The following is a 17,723-nucleotide window of genomic DNA, read 5'->3' on the forward strand; positions in this document are numbered from 1 at the left end:
CATGCGCCACAGGCATCCACGAGATTCGACTGCACTGGAGAGACCCATGCGACCTTCCGGCCGTGCGCCCGACGAAATGCGCGCCATCACCATCGAAACCGGCTATACCAAGCATGCCGAGGGCAGCTGCCTGATCAGCTTCGGCGAGACGCGCGTGCTGTGCACCGCATCGGTCGAGGACCGTATCCCGCCATGGTTGCGCGGCAAGGGCGAAGGCTGGGTGACGGGCGAATACTCTATGCTCCCACGCGCCACGCATACCCGCGGCCAGCGCGAAGCGGCCAAGGGCAAGCAGAGCGGACGGACGCAGGAAATTCAGCGACTTATCGGCCGTAGCTTGCGCGCCGTGGTCGACATGAAGAAACTCGGCGAGCACCAGATCACGCTCGATTGCGACGTGCTTCAGGCCGACGGCGGCACCCGCACCGCCTCGATTTCGGGCGCATGGGTCGCGCTGCGGCTCGCGGTCGACGGGCTGATGAAGTCGGGCGCGATCACGCAGGACCCGATCAGCGCCAAGGTCGCGGCGATCTCCTGCGGTATCTACAAAGGTACGCCGGTACTCGACCTCGACTATCCGGAGGACAGCGGCGCCGATGCAGATGCCAATTTCGTACTGATCGAGGGGGGCAAGATCGCCGAAGCACAGGCCACCGCCGAAGGCGCGCCTTACGACGAAGAAGGCTTCCTGCGCCTGCTGCGTCTTGCACAGATCGGCTGCGCACAGATCTTCAAGGCACAGGACGAGGCGACGCGCAAATGACGCGCCACATCGGTTCGGGCACGCTGGTGATCGCCACGCACAATACGGGCAAGCTCAAGGAGATTTCCGCGTTGCTCGAACCGCATGGGGTGAAGTGCATCTCGGCGGGATCGCTGGGCCTGCCCGAGCCGGCGGAGACCGGTACCACTTTCGTCCAGAACGCGCTGATCAAGGCCCGCGCGGCGGCGGAGGCTTCGGGGCTCGTCGCGCTGGCCGACGACAGCGGGCTGGCGGTGGACGCGCTCGATGGGCGCCCCGGGGTCTATACTGCCGACTGGGCCGAGCGGCAGTGGTTCGAGGGCGAACCGGGCCGCGACTGGTATATGGCGATGGGCAAGGTCGAGGGCATGCTGCAGGAAAAGGGTGCCGATATCGACCGCTCCTGCGCTTTCCATTGCGTGCTCGCGCTCGCTTGGCCCGATGGCGAACAGGTGGTCTACGAGGGTACTGCGCCGGGCACTCTAACTTGGCCGCCGCGCGGGACGATGGGGTTCGGCTACGATCCGGTATTCGTACCGCAGGGGCGTGATCTGACCTTCGCCGAACTCGATCCGGCGGAGAAGCACGCCATCAGCCACCGGGCCGACGCATTTGCCAAGCTTGTCGCCGACCAGTTCGGCTGACTTCAGTAGGCCTTCTGGCCCCAGACGTTGCCCGCGGGCCAATAGCGGCAGACCAGCACATCGTTGCCCCGTGCGGTCACCACCGCACAGCCGACTTCCTGCGTATCGCGCCAGACGATCTGCGTGTAGTGGCCGACGTCGGCCCAGTTGCCGGTCTTCGAGATGTTCGGGAAGTGGGCGTGGCGGTAATGCTTCTTTTCGTCGATGAACATGCCGACCATGGTTTCGACCGGCCAATGACCCGCCGTACCCATCCAGAGGTTTTCTCCGGTCTGGTTGCGGCCGCGTTGATCGGCATGCTGCAGCACGCCCTTGCTCGAAAGGTATTGTGCCCATTGCCGCGCCTCGCGCTCGAGATGGATATTCCACTTGAGCGGCCTGAGCTGGAGACGCTGGCGTTCATCATTGTGCGTTCGCAGGATGCGAGCCGCGAGATGAAGGTCCGACATCCCGCGATTGTCGATATTGCGCGTCGCAGGCTGCGGTACCCGGGATACGGTTCGACTTGCGGCGATCGCCGTACCCGTGGCACACAGAAGCGCTACCGCGCCAGCAACCGGCGCAATCCATTTTTTCGACCCGTCCATGGCGGCCCTGAATCCGTCCTGACGATTAAGATCAGCTGAAGACATCCTTGGCTCGCGCACTCTACATTCACTGGCCCTACTGCATCGCAAAATGTCCTTATTGCGACTTCAACAGCCATGTCCGGGATTCTGCGGATATCGTGTCGTGGCATGACGCCCTGCTCGCCGACATGCGCCACGAGCACGCTGAAGCAGTTTCACAGGAAACACTGACAAGTATCTTTTTCGGCGGGGGAACTCCGTCGCTGATGCCACCCGCCCTCGTCGCGAACCTGCTGGACGAGGCGGAGCGACTGTGGCGCTTCGATCCGGCGATCGAAATCACGCTCGAGGCTAACCCGAACAGCGTCGAGGCGGCCAAATTCGTCGATCTTGCCGCAGCCGGGGTGAATCGCGTGTCGCTTGGCGTGCAGAGTCTGCACGACGAGGCGTTGCGTTTTCTCGGCAGGATGCATGGCGCGGACGAGGCGCTCGCTGCCGTCGCGACGGCGCAGAGCCACTTCGGACGAATCTCGATCGACCTGATCTATGCCCGTCCCGGCCAGACCGAGAGCGCTTGGAGCGCCGAACTGCACCGCGCGCTGGCCCTGGGCACCGACCATATCTCGCTCTATCAGCTGACCATCGAGCCGGGCACGCGCTTTGCCACCGATGTCCGGCGTGGCCTTTTCGAGCCGCTCGATGACGACAGCGCCGCAGATCTTTTCGCTGTGACACGCGAGATGACCATGGCCGCCGGCTTGCCGGCCTACGAGATCAGCAACCATGCCCGCCCGGGGCAGGAAAGCCGGCATAACCTTACCTATTGGCGCTACCAGGATTACCTCGGGATCGGCCCGGGCGCACACGGGCGCCGTCGCGAGATTGCCACCGTCCGGCATCGCAAGCCGGAAAACTATCTTGCCGCCGTCGCTCGCCAGGGGCACGGCATCGCCGAAGCGCGCGACCTCGGTCGCCGCGAACAGGCGAGCGAGGCGCTGTTGATGGGCTTGCGCCTTGCCGAAGGGATCGACCTCGACGGCCTCGCCCGGCGCTTCGACACGACACCCGCGGCGCTGATCGACCATTCGCGACTCGCGCTCTATCGCGATCTCGGCCTGGCGTGGAGCGAGGGCGAGCGGATTGGCGTCTCGGCGCGCGGCATGCCCCTGCTCGACGCGCTACTGGGCGAGCTGGTCCAGGCGGACCTCGTGGCGTCGTGAGCAAGGCCGACCTGCTCGAGGCGTGGCACGACCACCTTGCACTCGGCCTGCGGCGCTCCCCCCATACCGTCCGTGCCTATGGCAGGGCCGCCGAACGCCTTCTTGCCGGTCTCGAGCTGAGCGATTGGGACAGCGTGGCTGCGCTCGACGCTGCGCGGCTCCGTAGCCATCTGGCATCGCGCCGGGCCGACGGGCTGGCAAATGCCTCTGCCGCACGCGAATTGTCCGCGCTCAAGGCCTTCATCGCCTTTGCGCGGGCGCAGGCGGGCTATGCGCTGACCGACCCGCCGCGCCTGCGCGGGCCGCGGATCAAGAAAGGCCTTCCGCGACCGGTCACGCCCGACGAAGCGGTCGGTCTTGCCGAAACGGTCGAGGCAATCGCGACCGAGGACTGGATCGGCGCGCGCGACCGCGCGGTGCTCCTGCTGCTCTATGGCGCGGGAATGCGGATTGCCGAGGCACTGTCGCTCACCGGCAAGGCGCTACCTCTCGGCGAACAGCTGACCGTCACCGGCAAGGGCGGCAAGCAGCGCGTCGTGCCGCTGCTGCCGATCGTGCGCGAGGCGGTAGCCGATTATGCTGCGCAATGCCCCTGGCCGCTTGGGAATGACGATCCGCTGTTCCGCGGAGCGAAGGGGGGCCCGCTTGCCCAGGGGATGGTTCAGAAGGCCACAGCGCGAGCGCGCAAGGCGCTGGGATTGCCCGACAGCGCGACGCCCCACGCCCTGCGCCACAGCTTCGCCACGCATTTGCTGGGTGCGGGTGCCGATTTGCGGAGCCTGCAGGAATTGCTCGGCCACGCGAGCCTCGGTTCGACGCAGATTTATACCCAGGTGGACGCGGCTAGCCTTCTCGACACCTACCGCAGCGCCCATCCGCGCGAAAAGGATTAGCCTTCCACCCCGTTGGGCCGCCAGGTTACCAGGCGATAGACGTACCAGATGATGCCCGCTGCCAGAAAGCCGCCCACCACCCATCCTGCAGCGGATTCATAACGTTCGATCAGGCCCGACAGGGCACCGCCGCCGGCAATGAGCGCCCCGTTCCAGATCAGCGAACCCAGGAAGGTGAACACCAGGAAGCGCCACAATTTCATCTGTGCCAGACCTGCCGGCAGCGAGATGATCGTGCGCAGGAAGGGCGAGAAACGGAACAGGAAAACGACCCATTCGCCATGGCGACGAAAGCGCCTGCGCGCGCCTACGAATTCCTCCCACTCGAAGGTCAGCCAACGACCATGCCTCCGGATGAAATGTTCGAGATGCGTCTCGCCCCAGCGGCGCCCGAGCCAGTACCAGAAGTAGTTTCCGGCGACCGTACCCAATGTGCCGATGAAAAGGAGCGGCAGGAATTCCATCTGGCCGCGCGCAACCAGAACGCCGCCGTAACCCATGATGATTTCCGAGGGCACCGGGGGTACGATATTCTCCAGCGCCATGAGGAAGAATATGCCGAAATAACCGCCCGCAGCGATCGCATCGAGAATGAACGCGCTCATGGCGAGTCAACTTTCTGGAAGCGTTATTGGTCCGCCTGCCTGCGCTCGATGGCGTCCCAGATGAGGCCGGGCGTGTCGGTTCCGTTGAATTTGTCTATCGCGACGATGCCGGTCGGGCTCGTGACATTGATTTCGGTCAGCCACTTGCCGCCGATCACGTCGATGCCGACGAAGACCAGCCCGCGCCGCTTGAGCTCGGGCCCCATCGCCGCGCAAATTTCTTCCTCGCGCGCGGTCAGCGTCGTCGCCTCGGCATGGCCTCCCTGTGCGAGGTTGGAGCGGAATTCACCCTCCCCCGGAAAACGGTTGATCGCGCCGGCGAATTCGCCGTCGACCAAGACGATCCGTTTGTCTCCCTCGGCCACTTCGGGAAGGAAGGGTTGAACCATGTGCGGTTCGGGCCAGGTCTGGTCGAAGACCTCGGACAGTGCGGACAGATTGGTGCCGCTCTCGTCGATGCGGAAGATCGCCTTACCGCCGTTGCCGTGGAGCGGCTTGACCACCACCGCGCCGTGTTTTTTCTGGAAATCGCGCAGGTCGTCCAGATGGCGCGCGACCAGCGTCGGCGGCATGAAGCGCGCATAATCGAGCACGAACATCTTCTCGGGCGCATTGACCACCTCGCGAGGGTCGTTGACCACCAGCGTTGTGCCCTTGAGCCTGTCCAGCAGGAAGGCCGCGCTGATGTAGCCGAGGTGGAACGGCGGATCCTGCCGCATCAGCACCACGTCGATATCGCGCGCGAGATCGATCCGGCGACGCTCGCCCATGCTGAAATGATTGCCTTCGGTCCGCTGCACGGTGACCGGGGCCGCATGTGCCGTGATCCGTCCCTGAGGCGTTCCGTCGCTTTCATAGGCAAGGCTGTCGACATCATAGTGCCAGACTTGGTGTCCGCGCGCCTGCGCGGCGAGCATCAGCGCAAAGGAGCTGTCGCCAGCGATATTGATCCTGTCGAGCGGGTCCATCTGGACGGCGACGCGCAAACTCATTTCAAACTCCGATAGTCAAAGGCAGACGACGGTCTCAGGGCTGCCATGCATTGGCGATGTGGCGGGGGAAGCTGCCGGGTGCAAGCAGGATCACGTCGATCCTCAGGTCCTCTCCGCCGGTTGCGTAGCGATGCGCTACGGCTTCAACCGCTGCGGCGACGCGCGTGAGGCGATATTCGTCCACCGCATGATCGAGGTCGGCGCGTTTTCGCCGCCACTTGACCTCGACAAAGGCGACCACCCCGCCCCGCTTGGCGACGAGGTCGATTTCTCCCGCTGGTGTTTTCACCCGCCGGCCGAGAATTTGCCATCCCTTGGCCCTGAGCCAGAGCGCCGCCCGGGTTTCGCCTTCACGGCCGCTTTTTTCGGCCAGCTGGCGTTTCATGCGGAGCGCAACTCCATCGCCCGCGCGTAGAGCGTCTTTCGGTCGAAACCGGTGGCCTTGGCCACCTGTGCCGCCGCCTGGGAAGGTTTCAGCGTACGCAAGGCCTCCACCAGCAGCGCATCGGCATCGTCTTCGCTCGCCATCTCTTCGGGAGGCGGGCCGACGAGCAATACGATTTCACCCCTTGGCGGATGAGCCTCGTAATAGGCGATCAGACCGGCGGGAAGCCCGCGCCGCAGTTCTTCGTGCAGTTTGGTCAGTTCGCGCGCCACGGCGACATCGCGGTGCGGCAAGGCCTCTTCGATCGCTGCCAGCGATTTCGCCAGGCGCGGGGCGGTCTCGTAAAACACCAGCGTCGTGTCGATGCCCGCCAGTTCTTCGAGGAGGTCGCGCCGTGGCTTGTCCTTGGCGGGGAGAAAGCCGGCGAATAGAAAGCGATCGTTGGGCAGACCGCTCAGCGCCAATCCCGTGATAGCGGCGCAGGCGCCGGGGAGTACGGTGACGGGAATGCCCTCGGCGCGGCAATCGTTGACGAGACGATAGCCCGGATCGGAAATCATCGGCGTGCCCGCATCGCTCACCAATGCGACGGCACGCGTGCGAGCCGCGTCGACCAGCTTTGTCCGGTCGCGGTGCTCGCTATGGTCGTCATAGCGCCACAAGGGCTTGGAAAAGCCCAGATGCTTGAGCAGCTTGCCCGTCACCCGCGTATCTTCGCAGGCGACCGCGTCGCAGCCCCGCAGCACCTCGATCGCGCGCAGCGTGATGTCGCCGAGGTTGCCGATAGGGGTGGCGACGATATAGAGCCCCGGCGTAAGGGAATTTTCGGGAAGGGTGGCGTCGGTCACTCTTGCTCCATGAACCAAGAGTGAGGGACGCGGCAAGATGAAGCGCTGGACTTTCGACCGTCGGACATTGGTAACGGCGGGACTGGCCGCCCTTTTGGGGGCCTGTTCGGTCATTCCCAAGGGCACTGAACGCCCAGCGCCAGTGGCCACCACTCCCGCGCCAGAACCGACCGAAACCCTGCCGAGCGACGAGACGCGCCACCGTATCGCGCTTCTGGTCCCGATGTCGGGCCAGAACGGCGCAGTCGGCCAGTCGATCGCCAACGCCACCACCATGGCGCTGCTCGATACCAATGCAAGCAACCTGCGCATCACAACCTACGACACCGCGAAAGGGCCCGAGACCGCCGCACGCCAGGCGATTGCCGAGGGCAACAAGCTGATCCTCGGCCCGCTGCTCGGCTCGAACATCCCCTCGGTCGTTGCGCCCGCACGGGCTGCCGATGTCCCGGTGATCTCATTTTCCAACGATACCGGCGCGGCAGGGCCCGACGTCTATATCATGGGCCACATTCCCGAGCAGTCGATCATGCGCTCGGTGCAATATGCGCGCGGAATGGGCTCGCAGAATTTCGCCATCATCGCCCCCGATGGCGAATACGGTGCCCGGGCCGAGGAGGCGATGCGCCGCGCAGTGGCCGCCTATGGTGGGACCGTGGTGTGGACCGAGCGCTACGCGCGCGGCAACACCTCGATCGTCAGCGCGGCCGAACGGCTCAAGGCGCATGGCGGTTACGACACAGTGTTGATCGCCGACGGTGCACGCCTGGCGGCGCAGGCGGCGGGCGTGCTCAAGTCCGGCGGCGCGGCCACGCCACAACTCCTCGGAACCGAATTGTGGAGCGGCGAAAGCTCGGTCACCCGCGCCTCGGCGCTGCGCGGAGCATGGTTTTCGGCCGTGTCCGACAGCCGTTACAAGCGCTTCGTCGACAGCTACGAGGCACGCTTCGGCAGCCAGCCGTACCGCATCGCGACGCTCGGTTATGATGCCGTGCTGCTGACCCTCCGCGTCGCACGCGACTGGCGGGTGGGGCGCGATTTCCCCCAGGGTGCCCTGCGCAGCACCGACGGATTTCTCGGCCTCGACGGGGCGTTCCGCTTCGGCCGCAACGGATTGGTCGAGCGGGCATTCGAGGTACGCGAAGTGCGCCAGGGTGCGGTGGCCGTGGTGGAGAATGCGCCCGAGCGCTTCTAGCGACCAGGCCCCTACATGCTGAGCTGGTCGAGGGATGGGCGATGGCCCTTCGACAAGCTCGGGCCGAGCGGACGTGGGTAAAGGCGCGAGATAGCTTGTAAGGAACAAGCTGACAGCGGTATTCGCTCGTCATGTCCGACGATCTGTTCGAAAACACGCCCACCTCCTCCGGCGATTATGACGCGTCCTCGATCGAGGTTCTCGAAGGCCTCGAGCCCGTGCGCCGCCGCCCCGGCATGTATATCGGCGGCACCGACGACCGCGCGCTGCACCATCTCGTCGCCGAAGTGCTCGACAATTCGATGGACGAGGCGGTCGCCGGCCATGCCACGCGGATCGAGGTGCGGCTCGACGAAGGCAATCGGGTAACCATCGCCGACAACGGCCGCGGCATGCCGGTCGACGAGCATCCCAAGTTCCCCGGCAAGTCGACGCTCGAGGTGATCCTCTCGACGCTGCATTCGGGCGGCAAGTTCTCGGGCAAGGCCTATGCCACGAGCGGCGGCCTCCACGGCGTCGGCGTCTCGGTGGTCAATGCGCTGTCGAGCGACACGCGGGTCGAGGTGGCGCGCGACAAGCAGCTCTATACGCAGAGCTTTTCCAAGGGACAGACGCTGGGCCCGCTCGAACAGCTCGGCCCCACCCCCAATCGCCGCGGCACCACGGTCAGCTTCGTGCCCGACACCGAGATCTTCGGCGACCGCCAGTTCAGCCCCAAGCGGCTGTTCAAGCTGGCTCGCTCGAAAGCCTATCTCTTTGCCGGAGTCGAGATCCGCTGGAAATGCGCCGAGAGCCTCGCCAGCGAGGACGTGCCGGCCGAAGCAGTGTTCAAATTCCCCGGAGGCCTGGCCGACCATCTCGCCGAGCAGCTCGGCGGGCGCGAATGTGTCACGGCCCAGCCCTTCGCGGGCAGCCAGGACTTCCCCGACGAGGCCGGCCGCGTCGAATGGGCGATCGCCTGGCCGCTCTATTCGGATGGCTCGACCAGCTGGTATTGCAACACCGTGCCGACGCCCGATGGCGGGACGCACGAACAGGGCCTGCGCGCCGCGTTGACGAAGGGGTTGCGTGCATTCGGCGAGTTGACCGGGGCGAAGAAAGCCAAGGACCTCACGGCCGACGACGTGATGACCGGTGCCGAGGTGATGCTGAGCGTCTTTATCCGCGACCCGCAATTCCAGAGCCAGACCAAGGACCGCCTAACCTCGCCCGAAGCCGCGCGCCTCGTCGAAAACGCTGTGCGCGACCATTTCGACCATTTCCTCGCCGACAACATGGACCGCGGCAAGGCGCTGCTTGGCCAGGTTATGGAGCGCATGGACGAGCGATTGCGGCGCAAGCAGGAACGCGAGATCAAGCGCAAGACCGCGACCAATGCCAAGAAGCTGCGCCTGCCGGGCAAGCTCACCGACTGTTCGGGCGAAGGCGATGGCGAGACCGAGCTGTTTATTGTCGAGGGCGATTCGGCCGGCGGGAGCGCCAAGCAGGCGCGCAACCGCAAGACGCAGGCGATCCTGCCGATCCGCGGCAAGATCCTCAACGTCGCTTCGGCCAGCGCCGACAAGATCCGCGCGAACAGCGAAATCGCCGACCTCACGCTCGCCATGGGCTGCGGGACGCGCAAGGATTGCGACCCCGAAAACCTGCGCTACGACCGCATCATCATCATGACCGACGCCGACGTCGACGGCGCGCATATCGCCACGCTGCTGATGACCTTCTTCTTCCAGGAAATGACCGAGGTGGTGCGCAATGGGCATCTCTATCTCGCCCAGCCCCCGCTTTACCGCCTGACCGCGGGCAAGGAGAGCCGCTATGCCCGCGACGACGCGCACCGCAGGGAATTGGAAGAGACGGTGTTCAAGGGCAAGAAGGTAGAGGTCGGGCGCTTCAAAGGCCTCGGCGAGATGAACCCCGGCCAGCTGCGCGAGACGACGATGGATCCCGACACGCGCAGCCTCATCCGCATCACACTACCCCCCGAATTCGAGGACCGTGCAAAGGTCAAGGACCTGGTCGACCAGCTCATGGGCCGCAACCCGGAGCACCGCTTCAACTTCATCCAGAACAATGCCGGCGAATTCGACCGCGAGATGATCGACGCCTAGTCGGCTCGCTCTGTATGCACATGCAGCTCGCCTTCGAGCGTGCGGTGCACCGGGCACTTGTCGGCGATCTCGATAAGCCGTGCGCGCTGGTCCTCGTCGAGATCCTCGCCGTGCAGCTCGATCGAACGATGGAGCGCCTGCATCTGCCGCCCTTCCTCCATCGCCGCGACATGGTCGCATTCGTCCTTGTGATCGCGTTCGTGTGTCACCCTGACGGTGACGCCCTCGAGCGGCCAGCCTTTCCGGTCGGCGTACATCTTCATCGTCATAGCGCTGCAGGTGCCGAGCGCGGCATTGAGCAGATCGTAGGGCGTCGGGCCGCTGTCGTCGCCGCCATAGCTGGTCGGTTCGTCGGCAAGGAATCGGTGGCTGCGCGTATGCACCTCGGTGCCGAATTTCCCGTGCCCGGTCTTCACCACCACGCCCTCCTCGGGCATCGGCCAATCCTCGCGCATAGGGATGTAGCGGTATGCCCAGCTGGCGATCACACTGGCGGCGAATCGCGCATCCTCGTGGCGGCTGAGCAGGTGATCGGCCCCGGCCAGGCTGACGAAACTCTTGGGATGCTTGGCGGCGACGAAGAGCTTCGCCGCATTGTCCACATCGACAATCTCGTCGGTCGGTGAATGGCAGAACATCAGCGGGATCCGCAACGCCTCGACCCTTCCGAGCAGGTCGACATCGCGAACCGCATCGAGGAAGTCGCGGCTTAGATTGTAGCGGTGCCCGCCGATATCGACCTGTCCCTCGCCATCGCGCTCGATCGCGGCGAGATCACCCTTCACGGTGCCGAGAACATGTTCGACCTCGGCCGGCGCGCCGATCGTGGCGATCGCAGCGACAGTGTCCTCTTCGAGCATGTCGGCCGCCGCCAGCACCGCGGCCCCACCGAGACTGTGACCGACAAGCAGCAAGCCCTTGCCGAAGCGCCCCGCGAGATACCGCGTCGATTCGACCAAGTCCTCGAGGTCGCTTGCAAATCCGGCACGGCCGAAATTGCCACCGCTCCGCCCCAGCCCGGTGAAATCGAAGCGCAGCGTTGCGATCCCGTGCTGTGCCAAAGCGCGCGTGACCTCGACCGCCGCACGGCTCTGCTTGGTGCAGGTGAAGCAATGCGCGAACACCGCCGCGCCGCGCACCAGCCCGCTCGGAAGTTCGAGTGCTCCCGACAGTTCGTAACCGCGGGTGGTGGGAATGGTTAGACGTTCGGTCGGCATGGGTTCTCCTCGGGTCCTGGTCCCATAACGCCCCCTTGCGTGTCTCGTGCCCGCCCCCTAACGCTTACGTAAAGTTGCAAGGGAAAACCGATGACCGAACAGACCAGCGAGCCTGCCCGCTTCGAGGGGACCAAATCCTATATCGCCACCGACGACCTCAAGGTGGCCGTCAATGCCGCGGTGACGCTGCGCCGCCCGCTGCTGGTCAAGGGCGAGCCCGGTACGGGCAAGACGGTCCTCGCGCACGAAATAGCCCAGGCGATCGACGCCCCGCTGATCGAGTGGAACGTGAAGTCGACCACCAAGGCGCAGCAGGGCCTTTACGAATACGACGCGGTCGCCCGCCTGCGCGACGGCCAGCTCGGCGACGAGCGCGTCCACGACATTTCGAACTACATCAAGAAGGGCAAGTTGTGGGAGGCATTCACCTCCGAACAGCTCCCTGTCCTGCTGATCGACGAGATCGACAAGGCCGACATCGAGTTTCCCAACGACCTGTTGCAGGAACTCGACCGCATGAGCTTCGACGTCTACGAAACGCACGAGCGCATCGAAGCGAAAGAGCGTCCGATCGTCGTGATCACTTCGAACAACGAGAAGGAACTGCCCGATGCGTTCCTGCGCCGCTGCTTCTTCCACTACATAAAGTTTCCAGACCGCGAGACGATGCGCGACATCATCGAGGTCCATTTCCCCGGAATTCAAAAGACCCTCGTCACCAAGGCGATGGAGGTCTTCTACGAAATCCGTGAGGTCCCGGGCCTGAAGAAGAAACCCTCGACCAGCGAACTGCTCGACTGGCTCAAGCTGCTGCTCAACGAAGACATGCCGCTCGACGTGCTGCAGGACGCCAACCCCAACGCCGCGATCCCGCCGCTGCATGGCGCACTGCTCAAGAACGAACAGGACGTGATGATGTTCGAACGTCTCGCCTTCATGGCGCGCCGGCAAACGTAAGACGCCGGCCCGCGCGCGTGCGCGAGCCGGCGTCGGGCCCAGGAGACAGGCACTAGATCAGTTGAAGCTGTAGGCGAGTTCGAAATCGCCCCAACGGCGACCGTTGATCTCGATCGGCACGTAGACGTTGCGTACCACGAGGTAATTTTTGCCGTCGCCCTCCTGGCGATAGACCGCCATGGTGTAGGGATCGCTCGTGGTCTTGGCGACGTGATCGACGCCCTCGAGGATGATGCGACCGTTGCGGCAATATTTGGTGTCGTGTGCCAGGTCTCCGGTGGGCGCACGCGAATGTTCGGTGACATGCGTCGGGAGAAATCCCTTCATATCGGCCTGCGAACACATGATTACCGCCCCGCCCTCGCCGCTCACGCGGTCGTTGAGCGGGCGCCAGTTGGCATCGGCCCAGTCGCTCAGGCTTGTGCGATAGAGCTGTGGATTGGTGCCGGGGACGGGCCGGTAGTCCTGGTCGAACAGCTGGTCCATCGTCAGTGTGCCTGCAGCGATCGCCTCTTCGGCAATGGCCACGATTTCCCTGGCGTGGCCCTTCGCCTTCTCGACCGTGGCGCTGTCCTGAGGCGAGAGTTCGGCCTTGACCAGCTTGTCGAACATATCGCTGGCGATCAGTTCGAGGTCTTCCATGCGACCATGCGCGGTCGCGAGCTTGTCTTCGTTTTCGCTCACCGCGCCGTCGAAATCGCCGAGCACGTCCTGCACCCGGTGGACGTGATCGGATATCGTCGCCGTGTTCCGCGCGATGAGCTCCTGCTGCCCGTCGACCTCCATCAGCAGTTCGGTGACGCTGCGCATCGTATCTTCGATCGAGCCGACCGAATTCTTCGCCTGGCTGCTCGCCTCGGCCCCGCTTTCGATCTTCTCGATCACCTGTCCGGCCTCGTTGCCGAGCATGTCGATCGTCCGGCCGATTTCCTCCGTCGCCTTGCGGGTTTCGCTGGCGAGCGCCTTCACCTCGTTGGCGACGACCGCGAAGGTGCGGCCCTGTTCGCCGGCGCGCATCGCCTCGATCGTGGCGTTGAGGGCGAGAATGTTCGTGGTCTCGGCGATCTGGTCGATCTCCTGGCTCGAACGGCGCACCTGGTCCATCGCCGCGGCGAACCCGGTGACATGCTCGGTCAATGTCTCGACCAGGCTCAGCAGGTTACCGATCTCGTTCAGCGAGTTGCTGATCATGGTCGAACCATGGTTGAGACGCTCTATCGCCCGTTCCGACAGGAGGCGCGCTTCGTCGCTCGCTTCGAGGACCTTGCGCTGGTCCTCGTCGAGCGCGCTGACCGTTCCCTGCAGTTCGACATATTCGCTGCGCAGGTGACCGAAGGAATCGATCACCCCCTGAACGATCCCCGCGACATCCGAACAGCCCACGGTTACCTTGCCGCAGGCTTCCGGAATCCGGTCCAGGGCCGATGCGCCGCGGGCATCGATCGCGCTGAGTTCCATTATTAGGTGACCCCCGATATATTTCGCTGCGGGTCGCCATAAAGACAGATGGTTAGCGGAGCGTAAAAATGCTTTGCGATTCCTGCACTGGTGCAGTGGTGCCGCACGCGCTAGACCTGCGGCCATGTTCTTCAATTTCGTCGACGAGCTGCGCGCGGCGGGTATTCCCGCCAGCTTCAAGGAACACCTGACGTTGATTGAGGCGCTCGACCGCGACGTGATCGAGCAGTCGCCCGAGGCGTTCTATTACCTGTCCCGCGCTACCTTCGTGAAGGACGAGGGCCTCCTCGACCGGTTCGACCAGGTTTTCCAGAAAACCTTCAAGGGCATCCTCACCGATTACGGCCAGAACCCGGTCGATATTCCCGAGGATTGGCTTAAGGCCGTGGCCGAGAAGTTCCTCACGCCGGAGGAGATGGACAAGATCAAGAGCCTGGGCGACTGGGACGAGATCATGGAGACGCTGAAAAAGCGGCTCGAAGAACAGGAAAAGCGCCATCAAGGCGGCAATAAGTGGATCGGCACGGGTGGCACCTCGCCCTTCGGCAATTCGGGCTACAACCCCGAAGGCGTGCGGATCGGCGGCGAGAGCAAACACAAGCGCGCGCTCAAGGTGTGGGACAAGCGCGAGTTCAAAAACCTCGACAACACGAAAGAGCTCGGTACCCGCAACATCAAGATGGCACTCCGCCGCCTGCGCCGTTTCGCGCGCGAAGGTGCCGCCGACGAGCTCGATCTCGATGCGACGATCGACGGTACGGCAAAGCAGGGCTGGCTCGACATCCATATGCGACCCGAGCGGCACAATGCAGTGAAACTGCTGCTGTTTCTCGATGTGGGCGGCTCGATGGATCCCTTCATCAAGCTGTGCGAGGAGCTCTTCAGCGCGGCGACGGCCGAGTTCAAGAATCTCGAATTCTTCTACTTCCACAATTGCCTCTACGAAGGCGTGTGGAAGGACAATCGTCGCCGCTGGCAGGAGCGGACCAAGACCTGGGACGTGCTCCACAAATATGGCCATGATTACAAGGTCATCTTCGTCGGCGACGCGGCGATGAGCCCCTATGAAATCACCCATCCGGGCGGCAGCGTCGAGCATATGAACGAGGAAGCAGGGGCCACCTGGATGCAGCGAGTGGTCAACACCTATCCCGCGACCGTCTGGCTCAACCCGGTACCCGAAAAGCAGTGGAGCTATTCGCAGTCGACCAAGGTGATGAAGCAAATCGTCAACGACCGCATGTACCCGCTGACGCTCGATGGTCTCGACGATGCCATGCGCGAATTGAGCCGCAAGCAAGGGTGAACCTAGGAGAGTTCCTACGGGTGCGGCGCGAATTTATTAGATCGCGAGTTTTTAACTCACGAGGCGGCATCTACTTCATCTCGGATGGCGGCCTTGACCGGGAGGCCATGAAAGGCGGAGTTTTCGGCTTTCTGTTCCTGCTTGCGCTGACATTCGGAGCCTCGACGCCAACCTTGATCGTTTTGGGCATCTCGGCGACAATGGGAATGTTCTATGCTTGCTTCGTGATAGCTGTCGGTTGGAAGGCTTACATCGAATGGTCCGACACATATTTCGACAAACACACGAAATATCGCCTTCCTCCCGAATATCGCGATAGCGAAAGTCATACGAAGGCTACCCGGCGCGCAAAACGCGCTCGCAGCGATGACGGCGCCTAACCACTCTCGCTTCGAAGCGGTTCGCCTCCGCCTCGAGCAATTCGATCCCGGCACGGGTTGGCGGCTGTGGCTCTACGAATTCCTGCTGTTCGGCTTCAAGCAGGGCTGGGCATGCCTCTTCGGAGCTCTCCTGCTCGCGCTGCTGCTCGCGACGCATTTCTTCTACCCCGCGGATGCGCCGCTCCATCGCTATGACTTCCTGACTCTGTCGGCCGTTGCGATCCAGGCTGGCATGCTCGCCTTCCGGCTCGAAACCTGGGCAGAAGCCAAGGTCATCCTGATCTTCCACGTCGTCGGCACGGTGATGGAGCTTTTCAAGACCGCGGCGGGATCGTGGATCTATCCCGAGGAAAGCCTGCTCCACATAGATGCCGTGCCGCTCTTCTCGGGCTTCATGTATGCCGCTGTCGGCAGCTATATCGCGCGCGTCTGGCGAATCTTCGATTTTCGCTACACCGCCTATCCGCCGCGCTGGGCGACCTGGCTGCTTGCGGCCGCGATTTATATCAATTTCTTCGCCCACCACTGGCTGCCCGATATCCGCATGGCGCTGTTCGCCGCGACCGGGCTGCTGTTCTGGAGAACGCGCGTGCATTTCCGCAATTGGCGCGCGCATCGCTGGATGCCGCTGCTGCTTGGCTTCCTGCTCGTCGCGCTGTTCATCTGGGGTGCCGAGAATATCGGCACCTTCGCGCGCGCCTGGACCTATCCCGGACAGGAGAACGGCTGGCGTATGGTCAGCCTTGCCAAGCTCGGCAGCTGGTTCCTGCTGATGCTAATCAGCTTCGTGCTGGTTGCGCTGGTCTCGCCCATTCGCGAACCCGACTAGTCCTTCCGGTCGAGCTCCTCGTTGAGCCGCAGCGAGCAGCGCCAGAAGAAGAATGCAGGGACCACGCCGAGCAAGGTCGCGCCGTAGAGAACATAGCGCACGCTTTCCTCCCCGTAAGTCGGCTGGAGCACGTCAGACAGCATCCCGAAGAACAGCGGACCCAGACCGAGGCCGATCAGGTTCTGGAAGAACAGCAGTACCGCCGCCGCAATCGCCCGCGCACGCAGTGGCACCAAGCCCTGCACACTCGAATAGGTCGGACCGTAATAGAGCGAGTTGCAGAGCGTCGGCACAATCAGCAGCGCCAGCGCCATAACCCAGTCGTCACTCATGAAGGCGAACAGCGCGAAGGGTATCGTCACCACCATGCCCACTGCGGGTGCGGTGAGCACATGCCGCCGGTTGGCCGACCCGAAGCGATCGGCCAGATAACCGCCGAGAAAGGTCCCGGTGATGCCTGCGGCACCATTGACCAGTCCAAACCAGAAACCCGTTTCACCCGGCGTCAGACCATGGGTACGCTGGAAGAAGATCGTGATCCAGGTGACTTTGCCATAGGCAAGAAAAGCCGCGGCCGACCCCGCGGTGACAAGCAGCACGAAAGCGCGCGAACTGAACATCGCCTTGAGTGCGTCCCCCATCGGCATCTGCGCGCCCGGTTGCGATGTAGCCGACGCCTGCATCATCCCCGTGCGCCGCGGGTCCCTGAGCACCATGAAGACGACCACCGCCAGCAGCAGGCCCGGCAGTCCGACGATAAGGAAGGCATTGCGCCACCCCACCGTATCGGCGAGCAGTCCCCCGATCAGCATCCCGAGCAGCGTGCCAATCGGAATTCCGAGAGCATAGAAGGCGAGTGCCGAGGCGCGCTTGGCGGGTTCGACGAGATCGGCGATCAGCGAGTGCGCAGGCGGGGTACAGCCCGCCTCGCCCACCCCCACGCCGATGCGGGCAAGCAGTAGCTGGACGAAGTTCTGCGCCAGGCCGCAAAGCGCGGTCATCGCAGACCACACCGCCAGCGCGGTGCCGATCAGCCACGGTCGGTTGGTCGAGGGCCGATCCGAGAACCGCGCGATGGGCAAGCCCAGGACGGTATAGAACAGCGCAAAGGCGAGCCCCGTCATCAGCCCGATCTGCGTATCGCTCAGGCGCAGTTCCTGCGCGATCGGCTCGGCCAGAATATTGACGATCTGCCGGTCGATGAAGTTGAATATGTAGACCACCAGCAGGATCCACAGGGTCACCCGCACCGATCCACCGGCCTTCCGTGCCGTCGCCGTCGCCATTGTCTTCCTCTCCCGAAGCGCGGGTATGCCCGTCACTTTCGCCCAAGCTTCCTTGCTCGGGGTATTTCGTCAACCCTGTTGATCGAAAA

The 17,723-nt window shown here is 63.7% G+C and carries 18 protein-coding genes; 10 read left to right on the top strand and 8 right to left on the bottom strand.

Annotated features, from left to right (window positions below):
- The first annotated feature begins 46 nt into the window (after positions 1 to 46).
- Positions 47 to 763: a ribonuclease PH gene (gene rph, locus ACEQZ0_RS03035; protein WP_370188277.1), complete on the top strand. Its 717-nt coding sequence runs from the start codon at positions 47 to 49 to the stop codon at positions 761 to 763.
- A complete protein-coding gene (gene rdgB / locus ACEQZ0_RS03040) occupies positions 760 to 1,386 on the top strand; it encodes an RdgB/HAM1 family non-canonical purine NTP pyrophosphatase (protein ID WP_370188279.1) in 627 nt (208 codons plus the stop codon). Before rph ends, rdgB begins: the two co-directional genes overlap by 4 nt.
- Positions 1,387 to 1,388: 2 nt before the next feature.
- Here the strand turns inward: rdgB and ACEQZ0_RS03045 are convergent, their stop codons facing one another.
- Complete coding sequence (locus tag ACEQZ0_RS03045) at positions 1,389 to 1,973, bottom strand: CAP domain-containing protein (RefSeq protein WP_370188281.1); 585 nt, start codon at positions 1,971 to 1,973, stop codon at positions 1,389 to 1,391.
- A 47-nt stretch (positions 1,974 to 2,020) separates the two neighbouring features.
- Between ACEQZ0_RS03045 and hemW the strand changes: the two genes are divergently transcribed.
- On the top strand, positions 2,021 to 3,175 hold the full coding sequence (gene hemW, locus ACEQZ0_RS03050) for a radical SAM family heme chaperone HemW (RefSeq protein WP_370188285.1): 1,155 nt from the start codon (positions 2,021 to 2,023) through the stop codon (positions 3,173 to 3,175).
- Positions 3,172 to 4,068 (top strand): tyrosine recombinase XerC, encoded by an 897-nt coding sequence (locus tag ACEQZ0_RS03055; protein ID WP_370188287.1) that lies wholly within the window; start codon positions 3,172 to 3,174, stop codon positions 4,066 to 4,068. The genes hemW and ACEQZ0_RS03055 overlap by 4 nt, the downstream gene beginning before the upstream one ends.
- Here ACEQZ0_RS03055 and ACEQZ0_RS03060 read toward each other — a convergent pair.
- From ACEQZ0_RS03060 to rsmI, 4 genes are read right to left on the bottom strand one after another with little or no spacing between them, the layout of a single operon-like run.
- Positions 4,065 to 4,673, bottom strand: a complete 609-nt coding sequence (locus ACEQZ0_RS03060; RefSeq protein WP_370188290.1) for a DedA family protein — start codon at positions 4,671 to 4,673, stop codon at positions 4,065 to 4,067. The genes ACEQZ0_RS03055 and ACEQZ0_RS03060 overlap by 4 nt on opposite strands.
- A gap of 23 nt (positions 4,674 to 4,696) precedes the next feature.
- A complete protein-coding gene (gene gshB / locus ACEQZ0_RS03065; RefSeq protein WP_370188292.1) occupies positions 4,697 to 5,665 on the bottom strand; it encodes a glutathione synthase in 969 nt (322 codons plus the stop codon).
- 34 nt (positions 5,666 to 5,699) lie between these two features.
- Positions 5,700 to 6,050: a YraN family protein gene (locus tag ACEQZ0_RS03070; protein WP_370188294.1), complete on the bottom strand. Its 351-nt coding sequence runs from the start codon at positions 6,048 to 6,050 to the stop codon at positions 5,700 to 5,702.
- On the bottom strand, positions 6,047 to 6,898 hold the full coding sequence (rsmI, locus tag ACEQZ0_RS03075) for a 16S rRNA (cytidine(1402)-2'-O)-methyltransferase (RefSeq protein WP_370188295.1): 852 nt from the start codon (positions 6,896 to 6,898) through the stop codon (positions 6,047 to 6,049). The genes ACEQZ0_RS03070 and rsmI overlap by 4 nt, the downstream gene beginning before the upstream one ends.
- 37 nt (positions 6,899 to 6,935) lie before the next feature.
- On the opposite strand from rsmI, the gene ACEQZ0_RS03080 reads away from it, so the two are divergent.
- Complete coding sequence (locus ACEQZ0_RS03080) at positions 6,936 to 8,093, top strand: penicillin-binding protein activator (protein ID WP_370188297.1); 1,158 nt, start codon at positions 6,936 to 6,938, stop codon at positions 8,091 to 8,093.
- Between the two features lie 131 nt (positions 8,094 to 8,224).
- Positions 8,225 to 10,201, top strand: coding sequence for a DNA topoisomerase IV subunit B (parE, locus tag ACEQZ0_RS03085; RefSeq protein ID WP_370188299.1), 1,977 nt, complete (start codon positions 8,225 to 8,227; stop codon positions 10,199 to 10,201).
- On the opposite strand, the gene ACEQZ0_RS03090 is transcribed toward parE, so the two are convergent.
- The gene (locus tag ACEQZ0_RS03090; protein ID WP_370188301.1) at positions 10,198 to 11,418 is read right to left on the bottom strand and encodes an alpha/beta fold hydrolase; all 1,221 of its coding nucleotides are present in this window, start codon (positions 11,416 to 11,418) and stop codon (positions 10,198 to 10,200) included. The genes parE and ACEQZ0_RS03090 overlap by 4 nt on opposite strands.
- A 90-nt stretch (positions 11,419 to 11,508) precedes the next feature.
- On the opposite strand from ACEQZ0_RS03090, the gene ACEQZ0_RS03095 reads away from it, so the two are divergent.
- Complete coding sequence (locus ACEQZ0_RS03095; RefSeq protein WP_370188303.1) at positions 11,509 to 12,375, top strand: AAA family ATPase; 867 nt, start codon at positions 11,509 to 11,511, stop codon at positions 12,373 to 12,375.
- A gap of 57 nt (positions 12,376 to 12,432) precedes the next feature.
- Here ACEQZ0_RS03095 and ACEQZ0_RS03100 read toward each other — a convergent pair whose 3' ends face one another.
- On the bottom strand, positions 12,433 to 13,833 hold the full coding sequence (locus tag ACEQZ0_RS03100) for a methyl-accepting chemotaxis protein (RefSeq protein ID WP_370188305.1): 1,401 nt from the start codon (positions 13,831 to 13,833) through the stop codon (positions 12,433 to 12,435).
- A gap of 124 nt (positions 13,834 to 13,957) precedes the next feature.
- On the opposite strand from ACEQZ0_RS03100, the gene ACEQZ0_RS03105 reads away from it, so the two are divergent.
- From ACEQZ0_RS03105 to ACEQZ0_RS03115, 3 genes are read left to right on the top strand one after another with little or no spacing between them, the layout of a single operon-like run.
- On the top strand, positions 13,958 to 15,139 hold the full coding sequence (locus tag ACEQZ0_RS03105; RefSeq protein ID WP_370188307.1) for a VWA domain-containing protein: 1,182 nt from the start codon (positions 13,958 to 13,960) through the stop codon (positions 15,137 to 15,139).
- A 20-nt stretch (positions 15,140 to 15,159) separates the two neighbouring features.
- On the top strand, positions 15,160 to 15,519 hold the full coding sequence (locus ACEQZ0_RS03110) for a hypothetical protein (RefSeq protein ID WP_370188310.1): 360 nt from the start codon (positions 15,160 to 15,162) through the stop codon (positions 15,517 to 15,519).
- The gene (locus tag ACEQZ0_RS03115; protein ID WP_370188312.1) at positions 15,506 to 16,348 is read left to right on the top strand and encodes a DUF817 domain-containing protein; all 843 of its coding nucleotides are present in this window, start codon (positions 15,506 to 15,508) and stop codon (positions 16,346 to 16,348) included. Before ACEQZ0_RS03110 ends, ACEQZ0_RS03115 begins: the two co-directional genes overlap by 14 nt.
- On the opposite strand, the gene ACEQZ0_RS03120 is transcribed toward ACEQZ0_RS03115, so the two are convergent.
- Positions 16,345 to 17,634: a spinster family MFS transporter gene (locus ACEQZ0_RS03120; protein ID WP_370188313.1), complete on the bottom strand. Its 1,290-nt coding sequence runs from the start codon at positions 17,632 to 17,634 to the stop codon at positions 16,345 to 16,347. The two genes, ACEQZ0_RS03115 and ACEQZ0_RS03120, sit on opposite strands and share 4 nt — an antisense overlap.
- Between the last annotated feature and the right edge of the window lie 89 nt (positions 17,635 to 17,723).

Origin of the sequence: Qipengyuania sp. (assembly GCF_964227205.1) — a bacterium.
GTDB lineage: Bacteria > Pseudomonadota > Alphaproteobacteria > Sphingomonadales > Sphingomonadaceae > Qipengyuania.

What these genes read in the sequence shown, in the direction of transcription:
- rph (WP_370188277.1), top strand. Translation starts at nt 47, where the DNA reads ATGCGACCTTCCGGCCGTGCGCCCGACGAAATGCGCGCCATCACCATC.
- ACEQZ0_RS03120 (WP_370188313.1), bottom strand. Translation starts at nt 17,634, where the DNA reads ATGGCGACGGCGACGGCACGGAAGGCCGGTGGATCGGTGCGGGTGACC.
- gshB (WP_370188292.1), bottom strand. Translation starts at nt 5,665, where the DNA reads ATGAGTTTGCGCGTCGCCGTCCAGATGGACCCGCTCGACAGGATCAAT.
- ACEQZ0_RS03115 (WP_370188312.1), top strand. Translation starts at nt 15,506, where the DNA reads ATGACGGCGCCTAACCACTCTCGCTTCGAAGCGGTTCGCCTCCGCCTC.
- parE (WP_370188299.1), top strand. Translation starts at nt 8,225, where the DNA reads ATGTCCGACGATCTGTTCGAAAACACGCCCACCTCCTCCGGCGATTAT.
- ACEQZ0_RS03105 (WP_370188307.1), top strand. Translation starts at nt 13,958, where the DNA reads ATGTTCTTCAATTTCGTCGACGAGCTGCGCGCGGCGGGTATTCCCGCC.
- ACEQZ0_RS03080 (WP_370188297.1), top strand. Translation starts at nt 6,936, where the DNA reads ATGAAGCGCTGGACTTTCGACCGTCGGACATTGGTAACGGCGGGACTG.
- ACEQZ0_RS03095 (WP_370188303.1), top strand. Translation starts at nt 11,509, where the DNA reads ATGACCGAACAGACCAGCGAGCCTGCCCGCTTCGAGGGGACCAAATCC.
- ACEQZ0_RS03060 (WP_370188290.1), bottom strand. Translation starts at nt 4,673, where the DNA reads ATGAGCGCGTTCATTCTCGATGCGATCGCTGCGGGCGGTTATTTCGGC.
- ACEQZ0_RS03045 (WP_370188281.1), bottom strand. Translation starts at nt 1,973, where the DNA reads ATGGACGGGTCGAAAAAATGGATTGCGCCGGTTGCTGGCGCGGTAGCG.
- rdgB (WP_370188279.1), top strand. Translation starts at nt 760, where the DNA reads ATGACGCGCCACATCGGTTCGGGCACGCTGGTGATCGCCACGCACAAT.
- ACEQZ0_RS03100 (WP_370188305.1), bottom strand. Translation starts at nt 13,833, where the DNA reads ATGGAACTCAGCGCGATCGATGCCCGCGGCGCATCGGCCCTGGACCGG.
- ACEQZ0_RS03070 (WP_370188294.1), bottom strand. Translation starts at nt 6,050, where the DNA reads ATGAAACGCCAGCTGGCCGAAAAAAGCGGCCGTGAAGGCGAAACCCGG.
- ACEQZ0_RS03090 (WP_370188301.1), bottom strand. Translation starts at nt 11,418, where the DNA reads ATGCCGACCGAACGTCTAACCATTCCCACCACCCGCGGTTACGAACTG.